Consider the following 16,564-nt stretch of genomic DNA (forward strand, 5'->3'; position numbering starts at 1 on the left):
CCCGCGCCGCAGCGCGGAAACGCCGCTCAGGGCGTGAGGCGCTGGGGCACCGCGATCACGTCCGGCGCGATGACCCGTACGGCAACGTGATCCGGCTTGGCATCGCCGGATTTCGCCGTCTCGAGCTTGGTCGGGTCCTCGGTCCCGCGGTCGTCGGGCGTCCCGGCGCCGCCTCTGGAATTGACTCCGGCGCGTCCGGCCGCGTCGGCGGCGAGCTCCGCGGCGGTCCGGTCGGCCCGACCCACCAGGGTCAGGCGCACCTTCGGGCGGGACAAAGCTTCGGCCTGCATCGGCGTCACGAAGATATCGCCCTTGTGCCGCACCAGCATGCTCTCGGCCTTGACCAGGGATTGCGCCCAGCTCTTGCCCTCCGGCTTGCAGGAGCAGTTCGGGACGAATTCCTTGCGGAACTTGAAGGCGTTGGCGAGGTTCGCGTAGGCGCGGCTGCCCTTCACCGAGGCAGCGTGCTTCAGCGCGTCGTCACCGTAGGGCATGGAATAGGCCTGTGCCTCGGTGCCGGGGCAGAGCGCCTGGCACATCTCGTCCGCGCCGCTGCGCCCTTCCGGCAGGTTCTTCATCGGGAAGAAGCCGCCGTCGCAGGTCCGCACGCACACCATCTGCGGGCCGCCCTTGGCGTAGGACTCGCCGGTCCCCGCATAGGTTTCCCGCGCCGGGCAGGTGGACACCACGAGCCCCTGGAGTTCGCGCCTGCGGGCGCCGCTGTCGTCGAGCACCGCGCCGCCATAGGTGGCCTTGAGGGCACGGATCCGCTGCTCGACGGCTGCGCATTGTGGCGGCCGCGTATCGAAGAACAGGAATTTTCCGCCCTCACAGTTCAGGCCGCGGAAATAGGCTTCGAGCCGGCCGATCTCGTCGTTGAGGGCCCGCGTGGTGCTGGCGCCGTTCTGCAGCGCCGCGAGTTCGGCCCGGTAGCGCCGGCACTGGGGCGAGGGCATCTGCGGTGCCGGCTTCACCTCGGCAGCGGGCGCGGGCGCCGCCGCGTCCTGCGCGCCGGCAGGGACCAGGAGAAAGCTGGACAGTCCGAGGACGAGGGCCGCGCTCAGGATGAGGCGGCCGAGCGAACGGACGGTCGGGCGGTGAGACATAGGCTGCATCGCGTTGATCGGGTGCGCGGCGCGCCGAAGAGACCGGGCGTCAGCGTATCCGCGCTTCGGGGCCGAAGCGAAGCCATTCTACGCCCCCTCGCCAGACCGCGACACCCCTCCTACATCCTGCCGGCAAGCTTGAGGGGGAATAGGCCGGCGATGTGGTTTCGGAGTCTCACCTATGTTGGGCTTTCGGTCCTTGGCCTGGCCGTGGCCGGACCGGCGGCGGCCCAGGAGCCGGACCGGATCTTCGACAAGTCGACGGTCTGGCGCCCGCTGACCCCAAACGACAAGCTGGTCGTCTACGGCATCGACGATCCGGCGGTCTCGGGTGTCGCCTGCTGGTACACCCAGCCCGAGAAGGGCGGGATCAAGGGCACGCTCGGCTTGGCCGAGGATGTGTCGGACATCTCGCTGGCCTGCCGCCAGACCGGCCCGGTCGCCTTCAAGGGCAAGCTGAGCCAGGGCGAGGTGGTGTTCAGCGAACGGCGCTCGCTGATCTTCAAGTCGATGCAGATCGTGCGCGGCTGCGACGCACGGCGCAACACGCTGATCTACATGGTCTACTCGGACAAGGTCATTCAGGGCTCGCCGAAGAACTCGACCTCGGCGGTGCCGCTGGCGCCCTGGGGCACGGAGCCGGCGCCGAAATGTGCGGATTTCGTGAAGTGACGGAGTGGCGCCGGGACAGGCCCGGGCCGGTCGTGCCCGTCGAGATCAGTCCTGGCAGGTGATGCGGATCGGGCGCTCCGAAGGCGCCGGGACAGGCTGGCTGATGGCGCCGGTATATTCGTCGGCCGCGGCGACTCCGTAGGAGTTGGCGGCGGCGTAGCCCTGCGCCTCGCACCACGCGTTGGCCACCACCTGACCGCACTCGCTGCCGGGGGTCGTCAGGCACTCGCCGACGCCGTAGCCGTCGCTCGACGGGATCAGGAAGGTCTTCTCGACATGGGTCGGCGCCTTCATGGGCGTCTCACCGTCGCTGCCCGCCGACGCCGCGTGCGCCAGGCAAGCGGTGGCCACGGCGGTGGCGAGGACGAGGAAACCGGCGGCCGAGCGTCGCATGGAATGTCCTTGGGGCACAGGGTCTGTGGCGTGGGGATCGTGGTCAGGACGGTCCGATGACGCGGTTAAGGAAGCCTTACCCGCATGGCGCGAGGGCCATCTCGAATTCCTCACGCTTTTGGGTTAGCCCCATCGGGCGGGCCGCGCCGTCGCGGCAATGCAACAGGACGCTGGGGCGGAGCTGTCGGAGCCGCCACGTTTCGGCCGTTCTTCGCCGCGCGACGCCCGCAGGTCATTGAAGGCAGAGCCGGTTTTCCGGCGACGGCGCGGCGCCGGAAAACAGCCGCGGCGCCGGAAGAGGGATGGGTTTCATGGCGCCGATGTTGCGGCTCTACAACACATTGACCGGCGCCAAGGAGGCTTTCGCGCCGATCGATCCCGAGCACGTCCGGATCTACGCCTGCGGCCCGACGGTGTATGACGCGGCCCATATCGGCAACGCCCGGCCGATCATCGTCTTCGACCTGCTGTTCCGGCTGCTGCGCCACCTCTACGGGCCGGCCCATGTCACCTACGCCCGCAACGTCACGGACGTCGACGACAAGATCAACGCCCGCGCCGCCGAGCGCGGCATCACCATCCGGGAACTCACCGACGAGACGTTGGCGCAATTCCATAAGGACGTGCGCGATCTCGGCGTGCTGATGCCCGAGGACGTGAACGTGCCGGGCGAGCGGCCCCGCTTCGTTGAGCCCCGCGCCACCGATCACATCGCCGAGATGGTGGCGATGATCGAGGCGCTGGTCGCCTCGGGCCATGCCTACGTGGCGGAGGGGCACGTCCTGTTCGACGTGCCGGCGATGCCGGATTACGGGCGCCTGTCGAAGCGCCCCCTCGACGAGATGGAGGCCGGTGCCCGGGTCGAGGTTGCGCCCTACAAGCGCTCGCCCCTGGACTTCGTCCTGTGGAAGCCTTCGAAGCCAGGGGAGCCGTCCTGGCCGTCGCCTGCCGGAATCACCGCGCCGGGGCGGCCGGGATGGCACATCGAGTGCTCGGCCATGTCGGCCAAGCACCTGGGCCAGGTCTTCGACATCCATGCAGGCGGCATCGACCTGATCTTCCCGCACCACGAGAACGAGGTGGCGCAATCCCGCTGCTGCTTCGGGACGCCCGTGATGGCCAATGTCTGGCTGCACAACGGCTTCCTGCAGGTGGAGGGCGAGAAGATGTCGAAGTCGCTCGGCAACTTCATCACGATCCGCGACGTGCTGAGGGATTGGCCGGGCGAGGTGGTGCGCCTCACCATGCTCAAGACTCATTATCGGCAGCCGATCGACTGGACCTTGCGCGGGCTCGAGGAATCGAGTCGCGTGCTCGACCGCTGGTACAACGCCGCCGGGGATGAAGCGGCCGCGCGTGAGGTACCCGGCGCGGTGGTCGACGCCCTGTGCGACGATCTCAACACCCCGGCGGCGATCAACGAACTGCACCGGCTCGGCAGCGGAGTTGAGGCGCTGCCCGGTGCCCTGCGGGCCGGCGCGAACCTCTTCGGTCTGCTCACCCGAACCCGGAGCGACCGCGAGCGGGATCAGGTCGCGGCCTCCGGCATCGACGTTGCGGCGGTCGAGGCGCTGATCGCCGAGCGCCGTGCGGCCCGGGCGGTCAAGGACTGGGCCGCTTCCGACCGGGCCCGCGACGCGCTCGCCGCCATGGGTGTCGTCGTGAAGGACAACAAGGACGGCACCACCACCTGGACGGTGGCGCGTTGACGGGGTGCCCGGTCGTCCGCCCAGGTCTGATGACGGAGACTTGACGGCGATCGCGGCCTCGCGCCTGCTTGCCCTCCGTTCCGCGGGCCGCGACTGTGATGCGGGGGGATTTCGGCGGGGAAGATCTGCACGTGACCATTTTCGGAATCGCCTGGGCGCGTCTCGCCCGTGCCGGATCGGCTTTGGCCCTCGGGCTCGGCTTGGCGGGGCCGGCCGCCGCCATCGACGGCGGGACGCCCGCAGGCCGTGACGCGCTGGCCCAGGCCACGGTCGCCATCGGTACGATCACCCAGCCCGAGGAGGCGCTGCGCCTGACCCGCTGCAGCGGTGTCCTGATCGCCCCGGACCTCGTCCTCACGGCCGCCCATTGCGTGAACGGCGACCCCCTCGGCGCGCTGGTGGTGTTCTTCCGCGGCACCGAGCCGGCGCGGCCGGTCTACGCAGCCCGGGTCGCCAGCCGCTACAGCCCGGATCCGGGGGAGATGCTGCCGAACGAGGCGCCCAACGTCAGCTTGGCAGACCTCTCTCTCGACCTCGCGGTGCTGCGCCTGTCCGAACCGGTGCGCGATCGGCGCCCGGTGCCACTCGCCGCCGAACTCGGCCGGGTCCCGAAGAGCCTGCGAATCGCCGGGGCCGGCCTCTCGGGTCGCACCGTCGGGCGGCTGCGCACTGCGAGCCTCACGCCGCTGGCGGCCAGCAACACCGGCCTGACCATCGCCCGGGCGAACGGCGCCCGGGTCTGCTTCGGCGATTCGGGCGGCCCGGTCGTCGCGCAGGATCGGCACGGAACCTACATCTGGGGTGTGGCGAGCGCGGTGATCAGCCAGGCCGCACCCTGCGGCGGCTACGTGGTGATCGCGCCTGCCGCACAGGTCTTCTCGGCGACCGGGACGCGCTGAACCCCGAAACGCGAAAACCCCGCGCGGCCGGACCGCACGGGGTTTTTCGGGATCAAGCGCGCAGGCGGATCAGACCGCCATGCGCTCCTCGCCGTCCATCGGCTCGCGCAGCACGTAGCCGCGGCCCCAGACGGTCTCGATGTAGTTCTTGCCCTGGCTGGCGTTGGCGAGCTTCTTGCGCAGCTTGCAGATGAAGACGTCGATGATCTTCAACTCGGGCTCGTCCATGCCGCCGTAGAGATGGTTGAGGAACATCTCCTTGGTGAGCGTCGTGCCCTTCCGGAGCGAGAGGAGCTCCAGCATCTGGTACTCCTTGCCGGTGAGGTGCACCCGGGCGCCACCGACCTCGACGGTCTTCTGGTCGAGGTTCACGATCAGGTCGCCGGTGGTGATCACCGACTGGGCGTGGCCCTTCGAGCGGCGTACGATGGCGTGGATGCGTGCCACCAGCTCGTCCTTGTGGAACGGCTTGGTGAGGTAGTCGTCGGCCCCGAAGCCCAGGCCCTTCACCTTGTCCTCGATGCCGGCCATGCCGGAGAGGATCAGGATCGGCGTCTTCACCTTCGCCACGCGCAGCGAGCGCAGCACCTCGTAGCCCGACATGTCGGGCAGATTCAGATCGAGGAGGATGATGTCGTAATCGTACAGCTTACCGAGATCGACACCCTCTTCCCCGAGGTCGGTGGTATAGGTGTTGAAGTTCTCGGACTTGAGCATCAGCTCGATGCTCTGCGCGGTCGCGCTGTCGTCCTCGATCAAAAGTACCCGCATCGTCGGTCCCCAGCCCCGCCGGCCGCATCAGCGCGCAGACACGTCCCTATCGTTCGCCCGCCACCGGCCTGTGGACGGGCGCTCCGTCACTCTTGACGTGGAACGCTATGGATTAATCGTTAACAAAACCTGATTCCTGCCCGCAAGCGTCTCGTTCGCAACCCCGCGAGCTTGACAGGAGGAATGGTGTCCCTCCGGTCCCGCCCGAGGGCGTGATTCCGATCCGATCGCGACCAAGTCGCCCGCCCCCTCCGGCGTAAGTACTTCCCGCGTAACGTTTCGATCCTGACTGTGGTCAATGGGACACAGCGGCCCGACTTCTTTGAGCTTGGCCGTGACCGCGGACTGGATCGAGCCGCTACGAGCCCGTGGACCGCAGTGTTAAGGAGGCCGGTAAACGAAGCGTTGAGAGCCAGGCCGATGACACAGGATCCGGCAAGATCCGTTTCTTCCCTCGCGGCGGCCCGCGCGGCGCTGGAGCGCGTCGAGGTGCTGGAGACCTTCGGCCGGGTGGTGGCGATCCGCGGCCTGCTGGTGGAGGTTGCCGGACCCGTGGCCGCGATGCGGCTCGGCGGCCGGATCGACGTCGAGGGTGCGAACGGCCACGGGCTGGTGCCGTGCGAGATCATCGGCTTCCAGGGGGACCGGGCCCTCGCCATGCCCTTCGGATCGCTGGAGGGAGTCCGGCGCGGCTGCCCGGCTTATGTGCGCGACGAATCGGCCGGGGCGATCCGCCCGTCGGATGGCTGGCTCGGGCGGGTCGTCGATGCTCTGGGCCGCCCGGTCGACGGGCTCGGGCCTCTGCCGCAAGGGTCCGACGTCTACCCCCTCCGGGCCGATCCGCCGCCGGCGCATGCCCGCACCCGGGTCGGCGGCCCGCTGGATCTCGGGGTCCGATGCATCAACACCTTCCTGACGATGTGCGCCGGCCAGAGGATGGGCATCTTCGCGGGATCCGGCGTCGGCAAGTCGGTGCTGCTCTCGATGCTCGCCCGCTACACCGCCGCCGACGTGGCGGTGATCGGGCTCGTGGGTGAGCGCGGCCGCGAGGTGCAGGAATTCCTGCAGGACGATCTCGGCGCAGCGGGCCTGGCGCGGTCGGTCGTGGTGGTGGCGACCTCCGATGAGCCCGCCCTCATGCGCCGCAACGCGGCCTACGTGACCCTCTCGGTGGCCGAGTACTTCCGCGATCAGGGCGCCAAGGTCCTGTGCATGATCGACTCGATCACGCGCTTTGCGATGGCGCAGCGCGACATCGGCCTCGCCGCCGGCGAGCCGCCCACCGCCAAAGGCTATACGCCGACGGTCTTCTCCGAGCTGCCGCGCCTTCTGGAGCGCGCCGGGCCGGGGGTGGGGCAGGGGACGATCTCGGCCCTGTTCACCGTGCTGGTCGAGGGTGACGATCACAACGAGCCTGTGGCCGACGCGGTGCGGGGCATCCTCGACGGCCACATCGTCATGGAGCGTGCCATCGCGGAGCGCGGACGCTATCCGGCGATCAACGTGCTGCGCTCGGTCTCGCGGACGATGCCGCGCTCCTGCGATCCGGCCTTTCTGCCGGTGGTCCGCCGGGCACGCCGCGTCCTGTCCACCTACGCCGACATGGAGGAGCTGATCCGGCTCGGCGCCTACCGCGCGGGCTCGTCCCAGGAGGTCGACGAGGCCGTGGCGCTCATGCCCGATCTTGAGGCTTTTCTGGGGCAGGGTAAGGAAGAAGCAACGTCCATCGGCGATGGTTACGCACGGCTCAGCCAGATCGTCGGCGGGGCCTGAGCATCCCGCGCCAAAGCGGTAACGCCGAGGCGGATAGGATGCCCGACCAAGAATCTGAGCGGAGCTGTCTCGGGCAGACTTCCTCAGGGGCGCGAGCCGGGCCTGGTCCCAGACGCGGCCTCAAGCGTTGCGTGGAGTGAGCGTCCTGATGAAATCGCGTGACACGCTGATCCGCCTGCGTCGCTTCCAGGTTGACGAGAAGCGCCGCCGCGTCACCCAGATCGAGATGATGATGGCCGACTTCCAGCGCATGGCGGTGGAGCTCGACCGGGAGGTCGCGGTCGAGGAAGCCCGCGCCGGCATCACCGATGTCGGCCATTTCGCCTATCCGACCTATGCCCGCGCGGCGGCCACCCGCCGGGACAACATGCGCCAATCCGCCCAGGCGCTGGAGGGACAGCTCGCGGAGGCGAAGGCCGAACTGGGCGAGGCCTTCGAGGAGCTGAAGAAGGTCGAGATCCTGAACGACCGTGAGCGTTCCGCGGAGCGCGCCGCCGATTCGGCCCGCGATCAGGCCGCCATGGACGGGATCGGGCTGAACCGCGCCCGCGGCTGACGCGGTCCGGCCCTCTCTGCAGACCGCGACGCGCGGCGTCCGGCCCGGGCTGCACGGCAGGGACGGGCCTTGCGGCACGAAACCGTCACGATCACCTGACAAGGGGGCCGGGATGGCCGTCAGGCCGCTTGCAGCGCGTCGCTTGCCGGCGCATCAGGGGCTGTCCCCAGGGCGTCGGTGTACATGAAGAAGCTCAGCGAGTTCATCTGGCCGATGATCGGCCTCGCCGCCGTCGTCGTATCGGGCTACTTCCTCTACCAGGAGCTGAAGACGACCTCGCTGGCGGCGATCTGGTCGGCGATCCTGGCGATTCCCCCGCACCGGATCCTGCTCGCGGCTCTCTCGACGCTGGTCGCCTACGCGGCGCTCGCCTGGTACGACCGGATCGCACTGCTGCATCTCGGCGTGCGCCATATCTCGTGGCTGTTCGTCTCCCTCTGTTCCTTCACGACCTACGCGCTCTCCCACAATATCGGTGCTTCGGTCTTCTCCGGGGCGCTGGTCCGCTACCGGGCCTACACCGCCAAGGGCCTGACGGCGGCCCAGGTCGCCGTTCTGGTGGCCCTGTGCTCGTTCACGTTCTTCCTCGGTACCGTGCTGCTCGGCGGGTTCACCCTGGTGGTCGATCCACACCTGCTGACGCGGCTGGAGGGCAAGCTCCCCGGCTTCCTCACCGATCCCAAGACGGCGCTGGTCGTCGGCATCGGCATGCTGGCTTTCGTTGGCCTGTACGTGGTCGGCTCGATCCTGCGCCTGCGTCCCCTGCACATCCGTTCGTTCAAGCTCGAATATCCGCGGCCCGGTATCATGGGCCGCCAACTGCTGGCGGCTCCGCTGGAGCTGCTCGGAGCCGCGGGGATCATCTACTTCGCGCTCCCCGAGGCGATGAATCCCGGCTTCATCCCGGTTCTGGCGATCTTCCTCGCGTCCTTCTCGGTGGCGCTCGCGTCGCACGCCCCGGGCGGCCTCGGGGTGTTCGAGATCGTGTTTATCACTGCGATGCACATCACTGACGAAGCGCAGAAGGATGCGATCATCGCGGCGGTGATCATCTTCCGGATCTTCTACTTCTGGATTCCGGCGCTCATCTCGGTAATCGTCGTGGTAGCCTTCGAGCGCTCGCGCCTCGCCGCTGCGATCGGCTCGGCCACGAACGGGTCCAAGCCGACAGCCGTGCCGGAGCCGCCCGTGATCGTGCCCGGCCTCGACGCGCACGAGATGGAGCGGGAACTGAAGCAGAAGGCGGTCTGAGCCGGCTTCCGCTCGATGTCTTCTTCGATGCCGCCGTTACGCCGAGCCGAGCGCAGCAACTCAGCCTGCGCCATGGTCTCAGAGGTCGCGCTGCGTTCAGCCTGAGCCGGCATGAGACGGCTCGCGCGGCGCGTTCGCCGTGGGACGTGCTGCTCTCGAGGAAGGTCGCGACGGCCTCGCTCTCTCGAGCGGTCGCCCGTCCCCTCGGAGCCGGAAAGGCAGCCCGGCGCAATTCGCAGGCCCTCGGGCTTCGATGACGCGCCGAGCCATCGAGATCCTCAGATCGAGTTCACCGTCCGCAGCCGCGCTCGCGGGTGGATCTCGGCTTGGCTCATTACCGGCGTCTCGCGGCGGAAGCGCTCGATGATGGAGCGCACGAAGGGCCGGGTCTGCGCGGAGGTCACCAGGACCGGCATCTCGCCCTGTCGGGCCGCCGCCTCGAAGCGATCGCGCACCACGTTGACGAATTCGCTCAGTTTCGAGGGCTGCATCGCCAGATAGCGCTCCTCGCGCTCGCCGACGATCGATTCCATGAAGGCCTGCTCCCAGGCCGGGGACAGGGTGATGATCGGCAGAGTGCCGTTCTGGTCCTGGTACTGGGCGCAGATCTGCCGGCCGAGCCGGGCACGGACATGCTCGACCACGTCGCGGGGGTTCTTCACCCCGCCCGCGACTTCCGCGATCGCCTCCACGATCGCCCCGAGGTCGCGGATCGAGACGCGCTCGGCGAGCAGGAATTGCAGCACCCGCTGGATGCCGGTGGTGGAGATCTGCGAGGGCACGATCTCCTTGAGCAGGTCGGCGTGATCCTTGGGCAGCTCGCGCAGCAGTTTCGACACCTCGACGTGGTTGAGGAGCTCCGAGACATGGGCCTTGATCACCTCGGTGAGGTGGGTCGAGACCACCGTGGCGGCGTCGACCACCGTGTAGCCCTTGAGCTGCGCCTGATCGCGCAGGGCGGCGTCGATCCACGTCGCCGGCAGGCCGAAGGTCGGCTCCAGCATGTGCTGCCCCGGGAGCTGCACCTGTCCGCCCATCGGGTCCATTGCCATGAACTGGCCCGGGAAGATCCGGCCCGAGCCGGCCTCGATCTCCTTCACCCGCACCACATAGGTGTTGGCGTCGAGCTGGACGTTGTCGAGGATGCGCACGGACGGCATCACGAAGCCCAGTTCCGCCGCGAGCTGGCGGCGCAGGGCCTTGATCTGGTCGGTGAGCCGGTCCTGGCCCTCGCCGTTGACGAGCGCGAGGAGCGCATAGCCCATCTCGAGCTTGAGGTCGTCGAGCTTCAGGAGATCGGTGACCGTCTCCTCCTTGGCGGCTGCCGCGGCGACCGCGGCCGCGTCCATCGGGGCGCCCTGTGCGTCGACGGGCGGGGTCGCCTTGGCGGCCTTGTTGATGCGCCACGCCGCGTAGCCTGCTCCGCCGCCCAGCAGCAGGAACGGCAGCATCGGCATGCCGGGCAGCAGAGCGATCAGCAGCATCACGGCCGCCGACATGCCGAGCGCCTTCGGGTAATGCGCCAGCTGCTTGCCCAGCGCCTTGTCGGCCGCCCCGCGCACGCCGGCCTTCGAGACCAGCAGGCCCGCGGCCGTCGAGACGATCAGCGCCGGAACCTGGCTCGCCAAGCCGTCGCCGATGGTGAGCAGCGTGTAGCTCTTGGCCGCCTCGCCGAAGCTCAGGCCCTGCTGCGCCACCCCGATGATGATGCCGCCGACCACGTTGATGAACGTGATCAGCAGCGCGGCCACCGCGTCGCCGCGGACGAATTTCGAGGCGCCGTCCATGGCGCCGAAGAAGGACGATTCCTCCTCAAGTGCCGCACGCCGGGCCTTGGCGGCCTTCTCGTCGATGAGGCCCGCCGAGAGGTCGGCGTCGATGGCCATCTGCTTGCCGGGCATCGCGTCGAGGGTGAAGCGCGCAGCGACCTCGGCGATGCGGCCCGAGCCCTTCGTGATCACCACGAAGTTCACGATGATCAGGATCGCGAAGACGATGATCCCGATGACGAAGTTGCCGCCCATGACGAAGTGGCCGAAGGCCTCGATAACGTGGCCGGCCGCCGCCGTACCCTCGTGGCCATGGCCGAGGATGAGGCGCGTCGAGGCGAGGTTGAGGGCGAGCCGCAGCATCGTGGCGATGAGCAGCAGCGTCGGAAAGACGGTGAATTCCAGGGGGTTGTCGATCGACAGACCGGTCATCATGATCAGCACCGAGGTGATGATCGAGACTGCCAGCAGCAGGTCGAGCAGCATCGCGGGCAGCGGGAAGATCAGGACCGCCAGGATCCCCAGCACGCCGGTGGCGAACAGCAGGTCCGAGCGCTTGGACAGCGCCTGGAGGTCGCCCCGCGTGGGCAGCGCGAGCTGCCCCAGCACCGCCGCAGCTCCAACCCGTGCCGGCGCGCTCGCCGTCTCCGCCATCGATCCCACCCGTCGTCGCCCGGCCGAAGAATATCCCGGGGGCGCACCCGGCAAGATCTGCCGGGCGGATGGTTAGCGGTGCGTTAAGAGACGCGCCAAGTCGGAAGGAACCCGCTCCGCCGCCGCCACTTGACCGGTCGGCGGCTCCCCTGCCCGGGGCGGGCCATCCTGTCTCCGCCCCGCTCGGCCCGGCGCCGCCATCGCCGGGCATTCCAACGGGGCCCGATCATCGGAGGGTTCCCATGACCGCACGCGCCCTGACCGCCTTGTTCGACGATTACGAGGCCGCGGCCAGCGCGGTGGATCAGCTCGAGGCTGCCGGCATCCCCCATGCCGACATCAGCATCATCAGCAACAGGGCCGAGCCCACCCCGGCTGCACCGAAGCCCTCCACCAGCGCCGCGCCGGAAACGATGGACGCGGCCGATGCCGCCGGCACCGGCGCGACCGTCGGCACTGTCCTGGGCGGCGGTGCCGGGCTGCTCGCCGGACTCGGGCTGCTGGCGATTCCCGGTCTCGGTCCGGTGGTGGCGGCCGGCTGGCTGGTGGCCGCGGTGACGGGCGCCGGCGTCGGCGCCGCGGCCGGAGGGCTGATCGGAGGCCTCACGGGTGCCGGCCTGAGCGAGGGTGAGGCCGAGACCTATGCCGAAGGTATCCGCCGGGGCGGTACGCTGGTCACCGTGCGGGCCGACGAGACCCGGGCCGATCGCGTGCTGGCCATCCTCGACCGTGCGGGCTCGATCGACCTCGACGAACGCGCCGAGGACTGGCGGGCTCAGGGCTGGACCGGCGGCACCGTCGGCCCCGCCGCCGATCGGCTGTAAGCCCCTGTCCGAACGCGCTCTCCGCCGGATCGGCGTTCGGTTCGGCGGAGAGCGCCCCGGGCAGCCCCCGCCTCAGGCCATCATCTTCCGCGCGAACATCGACGCGGCGAACAGCACTGCGGCGCCCGCGGTGATCAGGCTGATCATCAGGATCCGCCGCGGCTCGATGGAGGATTGCGCCTGCACCGGCTCCACGATCGGGCTGAAGAACTCGATTTGCCGGGCTGCGATGATGCGGGCCCGCTCGTACGCGGTCAGCACCTGCTGGTAGTACTTCTCCGCGTTTTTGCGCTCGTTCTCGAACGCCTCGAACCGTGTCAGCGCGTCGGACAGCAAGCGCTTCTGCTCCGGATCCTGGCTGGCCGATTGCCGCTCGATCTTGGCGATGTTGTCGTCGAGATCCTTGATCTGCTGCTTGATGTCCATGATGCGGCGGGAATCCGGGCCGAGATCACGCTGACCGATCGCGAGCTGTACCGCGAGGTTGACGCGGGATGCGCGCATCTCGGAGATCATCTTGAGGTTGGCTTCATTCGATTTCTGCGCGTCGAGTATGCCCTCCTGATTGCGCAGATCCCGCATCGCGAGGCGGATCTTGATCATCCGATCCTCGGCGAGCTTCAGCTCGCGGGAACTCTCGGCCAACGCATCGGCGCGTAGCTTCACGGTGAGGTTATTCACCATCCGCTCGGCCTCCTTCATCACGGCCTTGGCGATGGCGAGAGACTCGTCTGGAGTGAAGGCTTCGACGGAGACCGACATGATCCCGGATCCACCCTCAACTTCGATGCCGACGCGCCGCTTCCAGTAGCGGAGAAACTTCTCGATCGGCTTTTCCGGGTCGAAGCGCGAGAAGTAGTCGATGCTGTCACGGCTGAACCACTCACGGAGCGGCAACTGCGCTTCCAAGATCTCCAGCATCGGTCGGCTGAGGATGTATTCCCGGGTGATCTGTATGTCCTGCGAGACCATCTGGCTCTGCCCGCTCGAACTGGTCCCGCCTGACTCCGAGCCCCCCTTCTCGGATGCGCCGATCGCCGGCCGGATCGCGAACCGCGCTTCCGTCACGAAGCGGTCGGAGGCGATCAGCCCGTAATAGATGGCCCCAGCCAGAGTCGGCAGCACGAAGCAGACCACGAACAGAATCGGGATCCAGGGATCATTCTTGACGTTGGTCTGATAGGAGCGAATGCCCTTCTTGCGGTCGGCGAAGCGCGACATGCGGGCGATCTGCCGCAGCGACTCGGTGATCGCCTGCTGGCGATCGGCGGTCGTGACCGGCTGCCCCTCGGCCTTCCGGATCTCCATGTTCATGGCCTGATTTCCGGCCTCCCCGGCCCCGAAGGTCGACCCGTCACCGGGCTCTCGACCGCGCCGCAGCGCACGCGGCGGATGTCTCTCGCACGCGGAGGCGGCAAAAGCATGTCTTTACGGCCCTGCGCCGGGCCGCAGGCTCAGGCGTTGAGGCGCCGATAGACCTCAATGGCGTCGTTGACATCCTCGTAGATGATCGCGCGTCCGTTGAGCAGGACGAGACCCTGCGAGCACCACTGGCGGATCGTCTCCATCGAGTGCGAGACCATGATGATATCCGCATTCTTGCGGCGCTGGGAGAAGACCTCGTCGCAGCGCTTGGAGAAGCGGGCGTCGCCCACCGAGGTGATCTCATCGATCAGGTAGCAGTCGAACGGGATCGCCATGCTCATCCCGAAGGCGAGCCGCGCGCCCATGCCGGATGAGTAGGTGTAGATCGGCACGTCGAGATAGCTGCCGAGTTCCGAGAAATCCTCGACGAAATCGAGAACCTTCCGCGGATCTTCGCCGTAGATCCGGGCAACGAAGGTGACGTTGTCGCGGCCGGTCATCTTCGGATGGAAGCCACCGGCGAAGCCGAGAGGCCAGGAAACCCGGAGGCCGCGGTGGATCTTGCCCCGCGTTGGATCCTCGGTCCCGGCAATGAGCCGCATCGTGGTCGACTTGCCGGCACCATTGATGCCGAGGATCCCGTAGGAGATGCCCGGCTTCAGCGTGAACGAGGCCTGTTCCAGGATGGTCCGCCGGTGGCCCTCAGTGCGGTAAACCTTGCTGACTTTCTCGAAGCGGATCACCGGGATGGTCTCCAGGACGGATCGTCGAACCGCCGGTCCGAGCTGTCGGGTGGCCGAGCAACTGCCCGCGGAAAGCGGCAAATCTGAGAAGACGATAGGCACCCGCGACGTCGGATCGGACGCGCGACTACGGCTGGGAAAGATACAGAACGATCCCGCATGAAAGTGCAGCTTGTGGCGGGGGCGTTGACGGAATCAGGTGTATGGCATACCAAATACCACTCGGAGCGGCGATACGACCGGAGTGCGGGGCCGGTGAGCCGGAACTTTAGCTCCACCTGTGGAGAGAAGGACCGCCCATGACAGCTGCAATGGCCCGCGCGACAGTCGAACCGCAAACCGATCTCGCAGGCCTCGTCGAGGCCATGGGGGATGCGGTGGTGGTGTCCGATCCGGACGGTGCGATCACCGTCTGGAATCCGGCCGCCGAGCGGATCTTCGGCTTTACCGCCCGAGAGGCGCTCGGACAGACACTCGACCTGATCACGCCCGAACGGCACCGGCGCCGCCACTGGGATGGCTATGCCAAGACGATGCGAACCGGCGTGACCCGTTACGGTGCGGAGACCCTGAGGGTGCCGGCGCTCCACAAGAACGGAAGCCAGCTCTCCATCGCCTTCACGGTGGGGATGGTGCGGGATGCCTCCGACCGAGTGACCGGAATTGTCGCGGTGATCCGCGACGAGACGGAGCGCTGGGCCGAGGAGAAGCGCCTGCGCCAGCGCGTGACCGAACTCGAAGCTTCGTCGGAGCCGTCACGCCGGGCCTCCTGAGCCCGTCGGATTGTCCGAAGAATCCGATCAGCAAACCGGAAAGGGAAAACGCCCAATGAGTAAGCCGCTGGAAGGGATCAAGATCATCGACTTCACGCACGTTCAGGCTGGGCCTGCCTGCACGCAGCTGCTGGCGTGGTTCGGCGCCGACGTGATCAAGGTCGAGCGCCCCGGCGCCGGTGATGTGACCCGCACCCAGCTGCGTCACGTCGAGGACGCGGACGCGCTCTACTTCACGATGCTGAACTCCAACAAGCGCTCCCTCACCCTCGACACCAAGACCCAGGCCGGCAAGGAGGTTCTGGAGAAGCTGATCCGCAACTCCGACGTCATGGTCGAGAATTTCGGCCCCGGCGCGCTCGACCGGATGGGCTTCTCCTGGGCGCGCATTCAGGAGCTGAACCCGGGCATGATCCTCGCCTCGGTGAAGGGGTTCTCCGACGGTCACCATTACGAGGACCTGAAGGTCTACGAGAACGTCGCGCAGTGCGCCGGCGGCGCCGCCTCGACCACGGGTTTCTGGGACGGGCCGCCCACCGTCAGCGCCGCCGCGCTCGGCGATTCCAACACCGGCATGCACCTTGCCATCGGCATCCTCACGGCGCTCCACCAGAAGAACAAGACCGGCAAGGGCCAGAAGGTCGCCGTGTCGATGCAGGACTCGGTGATCAACCTGTGCCGGGTGAAGCTGCGCGACCAGCAGCGCCTCGATGCGCTGGGCTACCTCGAGGAGTACCCGCAGTACCCGCACGGCGAGTTCTCGGACGTGGTGCCGCGCGGCGGCAACGCGGGCGGCGGCGGCCAGCCGGGCTGGGTGCTCAAGTGCAAGGGCTGGGAGACCGACCCGAACGCCTACATCTACTTCACCATCCAGGGTCATGCCTGGGCGCCGATCTGCAAGGCGCTCGGCAAGGAGGAGTGGATCACCGATCCGGCCTACAACACCCCCCGCGCCCGCCAGGACAAGATCTTCGACATCTTCGCGACGATCGAGGAGTGGCTCGCCGACAAGACCAAGTTCGAGGCGGTGGACATCCTGCGCACCTACGACATCCCCTGCGCGCCGGTGCTGTCGATGAAGGAGATCGCCGAGGACAAGTCCCTGCGCGAGAGCGGCACCGTGGTCGAGGTGGCGCACCCGAAGCTCGGCAAGTACCTGACCGTCGGGAGCCCGATCAAGTTCTCCGACATGAAGGTGGAGGTGAAGGCCTCGCCGCTGCTCGGCGAGCACACCGACGAGGTGCTGGCCGGCCTCGGCTACACGCAGGAGCAGATCCAGGCCATGCACGCGGCCCGCGCAGTCTGA

Annotated in this window: 15 protein-coding genes; 9 read left to right on the top strand and 6 right to left on the bottom strand. The window is 67.9% G+C overall.

Annotated elements, in window-relative coordinates; all coding sequences use genetic code 11:
* Positions 1-26: 26 nt before the first annotated feature.
* Entirely contained in the window at positions 27-1,106 is a 1,080-nt protein-coding gene (locus tag ACYCO6_RS01390; protein ID WP_459768611.1) for a DUF2865 domain-containing protein, read from the bottom strand.
* A gap of 159 nt (positions 1,107-1,265) precedes the next feature.
* On the opposite strand from ACYCO6_RS01390, the gene ACYCO6_RS01395 reads away from it, so the two are divergent.
* Positions 1,266-1,778 (top strand): CreA family protein, encoded by a 513-nt coding sequence (locus tag ACYCO6_RS01395; RefSeq protein ID WP_459768613.1) that lies wholly within the window; start codon positions 1,266-1,268, stop codon positions 1,776-1,778.
* A 45-nt stretch (positions 1,779-1,823) separates the two neighbouring features.
* Here ACYCO6_RS01395 and ACYCO6_RS01400 read toward each other — a convergent pair whose 3' ends face one another.
* Entirely contained in the window at positions 1,824-2,171 is a 348-nt protein-coding gene (locus tag ACYCO6_RS01400) for a hypothetical protein (RefSeq protein ID WP_459768615.1), read from the bottom strand.
* 311 nt (positions 2,172-2,482) lie between these two features.
* Here ACYCO6_RS01400 and cysS point away from each other — a divergent pair, with 311 nt between their 5' ends.
* Positions 2,483-3,880 carry a cysteine--tRNA ligase gene (cysS, locus tag ACYCO6_RS01405; RefSeq protein WP_459768617.1) on the top strand — a complete coding sequence of 466 codons (1,398 nt, stop codon included), beginning with the start codon at positions 2,483-2,485 and terminating at the stop codon, positions 3,878-3,880.
* Positions 3,881-3,978: 98 nt separating this feature from the next.
* The gene (locus ACYCO6_RS01410) at positions 3,979-4,779 is read left to right on the top strand and encodes a trypsin-like serine protease (protein ID WP_459768619.1); all 801 of its coding nucleotides are present in this window, start codon (positions 3,979-3,981) and stop codon (positions 4,777-4,779) included.
* A 69-nt stretch (positions 4,780-4,848) separates the two neighbouring features.
* Here ACYCO6_RS01410 and ctrA read toward each other — a convergent pair whose 3' ends face one another.
* Positions 4,849-5,550: a response regulator transcription factor CtrA gene (gene ctrA, locus ACYCO6_RS01415; RefSeq protein ID WP_010683835.1), complete on the bottom strand. Its 702-nt coding sequence runs from the start codon at positions 5,548-5,550 to the stop codon at positions 4,849-4,851.
* A 420-nt stretch (positions 5,551-5,970) separates the two neighbouring features.
* On the opposite strand from ctrA, the gene fliI reads away from it, so the two are divergent.
* The 3 genes from fliI to ACYCO6_RS01430 all read left to right on the top strand — a co-directional run bounded on the left by fliI (position 5,971) and on the right by ACYCO6_RS01430 (position 9,130).
* Entirely contained in the window at positions 5,971-7,323 is a 1,353-nt protein-coding gene (fliI, locus tag ACYCO6_RS01420; protein ID WP_459768622.1) for a flagellar protein export ATPase FliI, read from the top strand.
* 148 nt (positions 7,324-7,471) lie between these two features.
* Positions 7,472-7,879, top strand: coding sequence for a flagellar export protein FliJ (gene fliJ / locus ACYCO6_RS01425; RefSeq protein ID WP_459768625.1), 408 nt, complete (start codon positions 7,472-7,474; stop codon positions 7,877-7,879).
* A gap of 183 nt (positions 7,880-8,062) precedes the next feature.
* A complete protein-coding gene (locus ACYCO6_RS01430; protein ID WP_459768627.1) occupies positions 8,063-9,130 on the top strand; it encodes a lysylphosphatidylglycerol synthase domain-containing protein in 1,068 nt (355 codons plus the stop codon).
* Between the two features lie 278 nt (positions 9,131-9,408).
* Here the strand turns inward: ACYCO6_RS01430 and flhA are convergent, their stop codons facing one another.
* The gene (flhA, locus tag ACYCO6_RS01435) at positions 9,409-11,553 is read right to left on the bottom strand and encodes a flagellar biosynthesis protein FlhA (protein ID WP_459768629.1); all 2,145 of its coding nucleotides are present in this window, start codon (positions 11,551-11,553) and stop codon (positions 9,409-9,411) included.
* Between the two features lie 242 nt (positions 11,554-11,795).
* On the opposite strand from flhA, the gene ACYCO6_RS01440 reads away from it, so the two are divergent.
* Entirely contained in the window at positions 11,796-12,377 is a 582-nt protein-coding gene (locus ACYCO6_RS01440; RefSeq protein ID WP_459768630.1) for a hypothetical protein, read from the top strand.
* Positions 12,378-12,449: 72 nt separating this feature from the next.
* Here ACYCO6_RS01440 and ACYCO6_RS01445 read toward each other — a convergent pair whose 3' ends face one another.
* On the bottom strand, positions 12,450-13,691 hold the full coding sequence (locus ACYCO6_RS01445; protein WP_459768632.1) for a capsule biosynthesis protein: 1,242 nt from the start codon (positions 13,689-13,691) through the stop codon (positions 12,450-12,452).
* A 140-nt stretch (positions 13,692-13,831) separates the two neighbouring features.
* Entirely contained in the window at positions 13,832-14,485 is a 654-nt protein-coding gene (locus tag ACYCO6_RS01450) for an ABC transporter ATP-binding protein (protein WP_459768634.1), read from the bottom strand.
* Between the two features lie 299 nt (positions 14,486-14,784).
* On the opposite strand from ACYCO6_RS01450, the gene ACYCO6_RS01455 reads away from it, so the two are divergent.
* Together ACYCO6_RS01455 and frc are read left to right on the top strand one after the other, a co-directional pair.
* Positions 14,785-15,258 carry a PAS domain-containing protein gene (locus tag ACYCO6_RS01455; RefSeq protein WP_459768636.1) on the top strand — a complete coding sequence of 158 codons (474 nt, stop codon included), beginning with the start codon at positions 14,785-14,787 and terminating at the stop codon, positions 15,256-15,258.
* 55 nt (positions 15,259-15,313) lie between these two features.
* Positions 15,314-16,564, top strand: a complete 1,251-nt coding sequence (frc, locus tag ACYCO6_RS01460) for a formyl-CoA transferase (RefSeq protein ID WP_459768638.1) — start codon at positions 15,314-15,316, stop codon at positions 16,562-16,564.

It is taken from the genome of Methylobacterium sp. CM6257 (assembly GCF_054611515.1).

Bases quoted from the DNA above. Each gene is read 5' to 3' on its own strand.
- fliI (WP_459768622.1), top strand. From the start codon at position 5,971: ATGACACAGGATCCGGCAAGATCCGTTTCTTCCCTCGCGGCGGCCCGC.
- ACYCO6_RS01455 (WP_459768636.1), top strand. From the start codon at position 14,785: ATGACAGCTGCAATGGCCCGCGCGACAGTCGAACCGCAAACCGATCTC.
- ACYCO6_RS01410 (WP_459768619.1), top strand. From the start codon at position 3,979: ATGCGGGGGGATTTCGGCGGGGAAGATCTGCACGTGACCATTTTCGGA.
- ACYCO6_RS01395 (WP_459768613.1), top strand. From the start codon at position 1,266: ATGTGGTTTCGGAGTCTCACCTATGTTGGGCTTTCGGTCCTTGGCCTG.
- frc (WP_459768638.1), top strand. From the start codon at position 15,314: ATGAGTAAGCCGCTGGAAGGGATCAAGATCATCGACTTCACGCACGTT.
- ACYCO6_RS01390 (WP_459768611.1), bottom strand. From the start codon at position 1,106: ATGTCTCACCGCCCGACCGTCCGTTCGCTCGGCCGCCTCATCCTGAGC.
- cysS (WP_459768617.1), top strand. From the start codon at position 2,483: ATGGCGCCGATGTTGCGGCTCTACAACACATTGACCGGCGCCAAGGAG.
- ACYCO6_RS01440 (WP_459768630.1), top strand. From the start codon at position 11,796: ATGACCGCACGCGCCCTGACCGCCTTGTTCGACGATTACGAGGCCGCG.
- flhA (WP_459768629.1), bottom strand. From the start codon at position 11,553: ATGGCGGAGACGGCGAGCGCGCCGGCACGGGTTGGAGCTGCGGCGGTG.
- ACYCO6_RS01445 (WP_459768632.1), bottom strand. From the start codon at position 13,691: ATGAACATGGAGATCCGGAAGGCCGAGGGGCAGCCGGTCACGACCGCC.
- fliJ (WP_459768625.1), top strand. From the start codon at position 7,472: ATGAAATCGCGTGACACGCTGATCCGCCTGCGTCGCTTCCAGGTTGAC.
- ACYCO6_RS01400 (WP_459768615.1), bottom strand. From the start codon at position 2,171: ATGCGACGCTCGGCCGCCGGTTTCCTCGTCCTCGCCACCGCCGTGGCC.
- ctrA (WP_010683835.1), bottom strand. From the start codon at position 5,550: ATGCGGGTACTTTTGATCGAGGACGACAGCGCGACCGCGCAGAGCATC.
- ACYCO6_RS01430 (WP_459768627.1), top strand. From the start codon at position 8,063: ATGAAGAAGCTCAGCGAGTTCATCTGGCCGATGATCGGCCTCGCCGCC.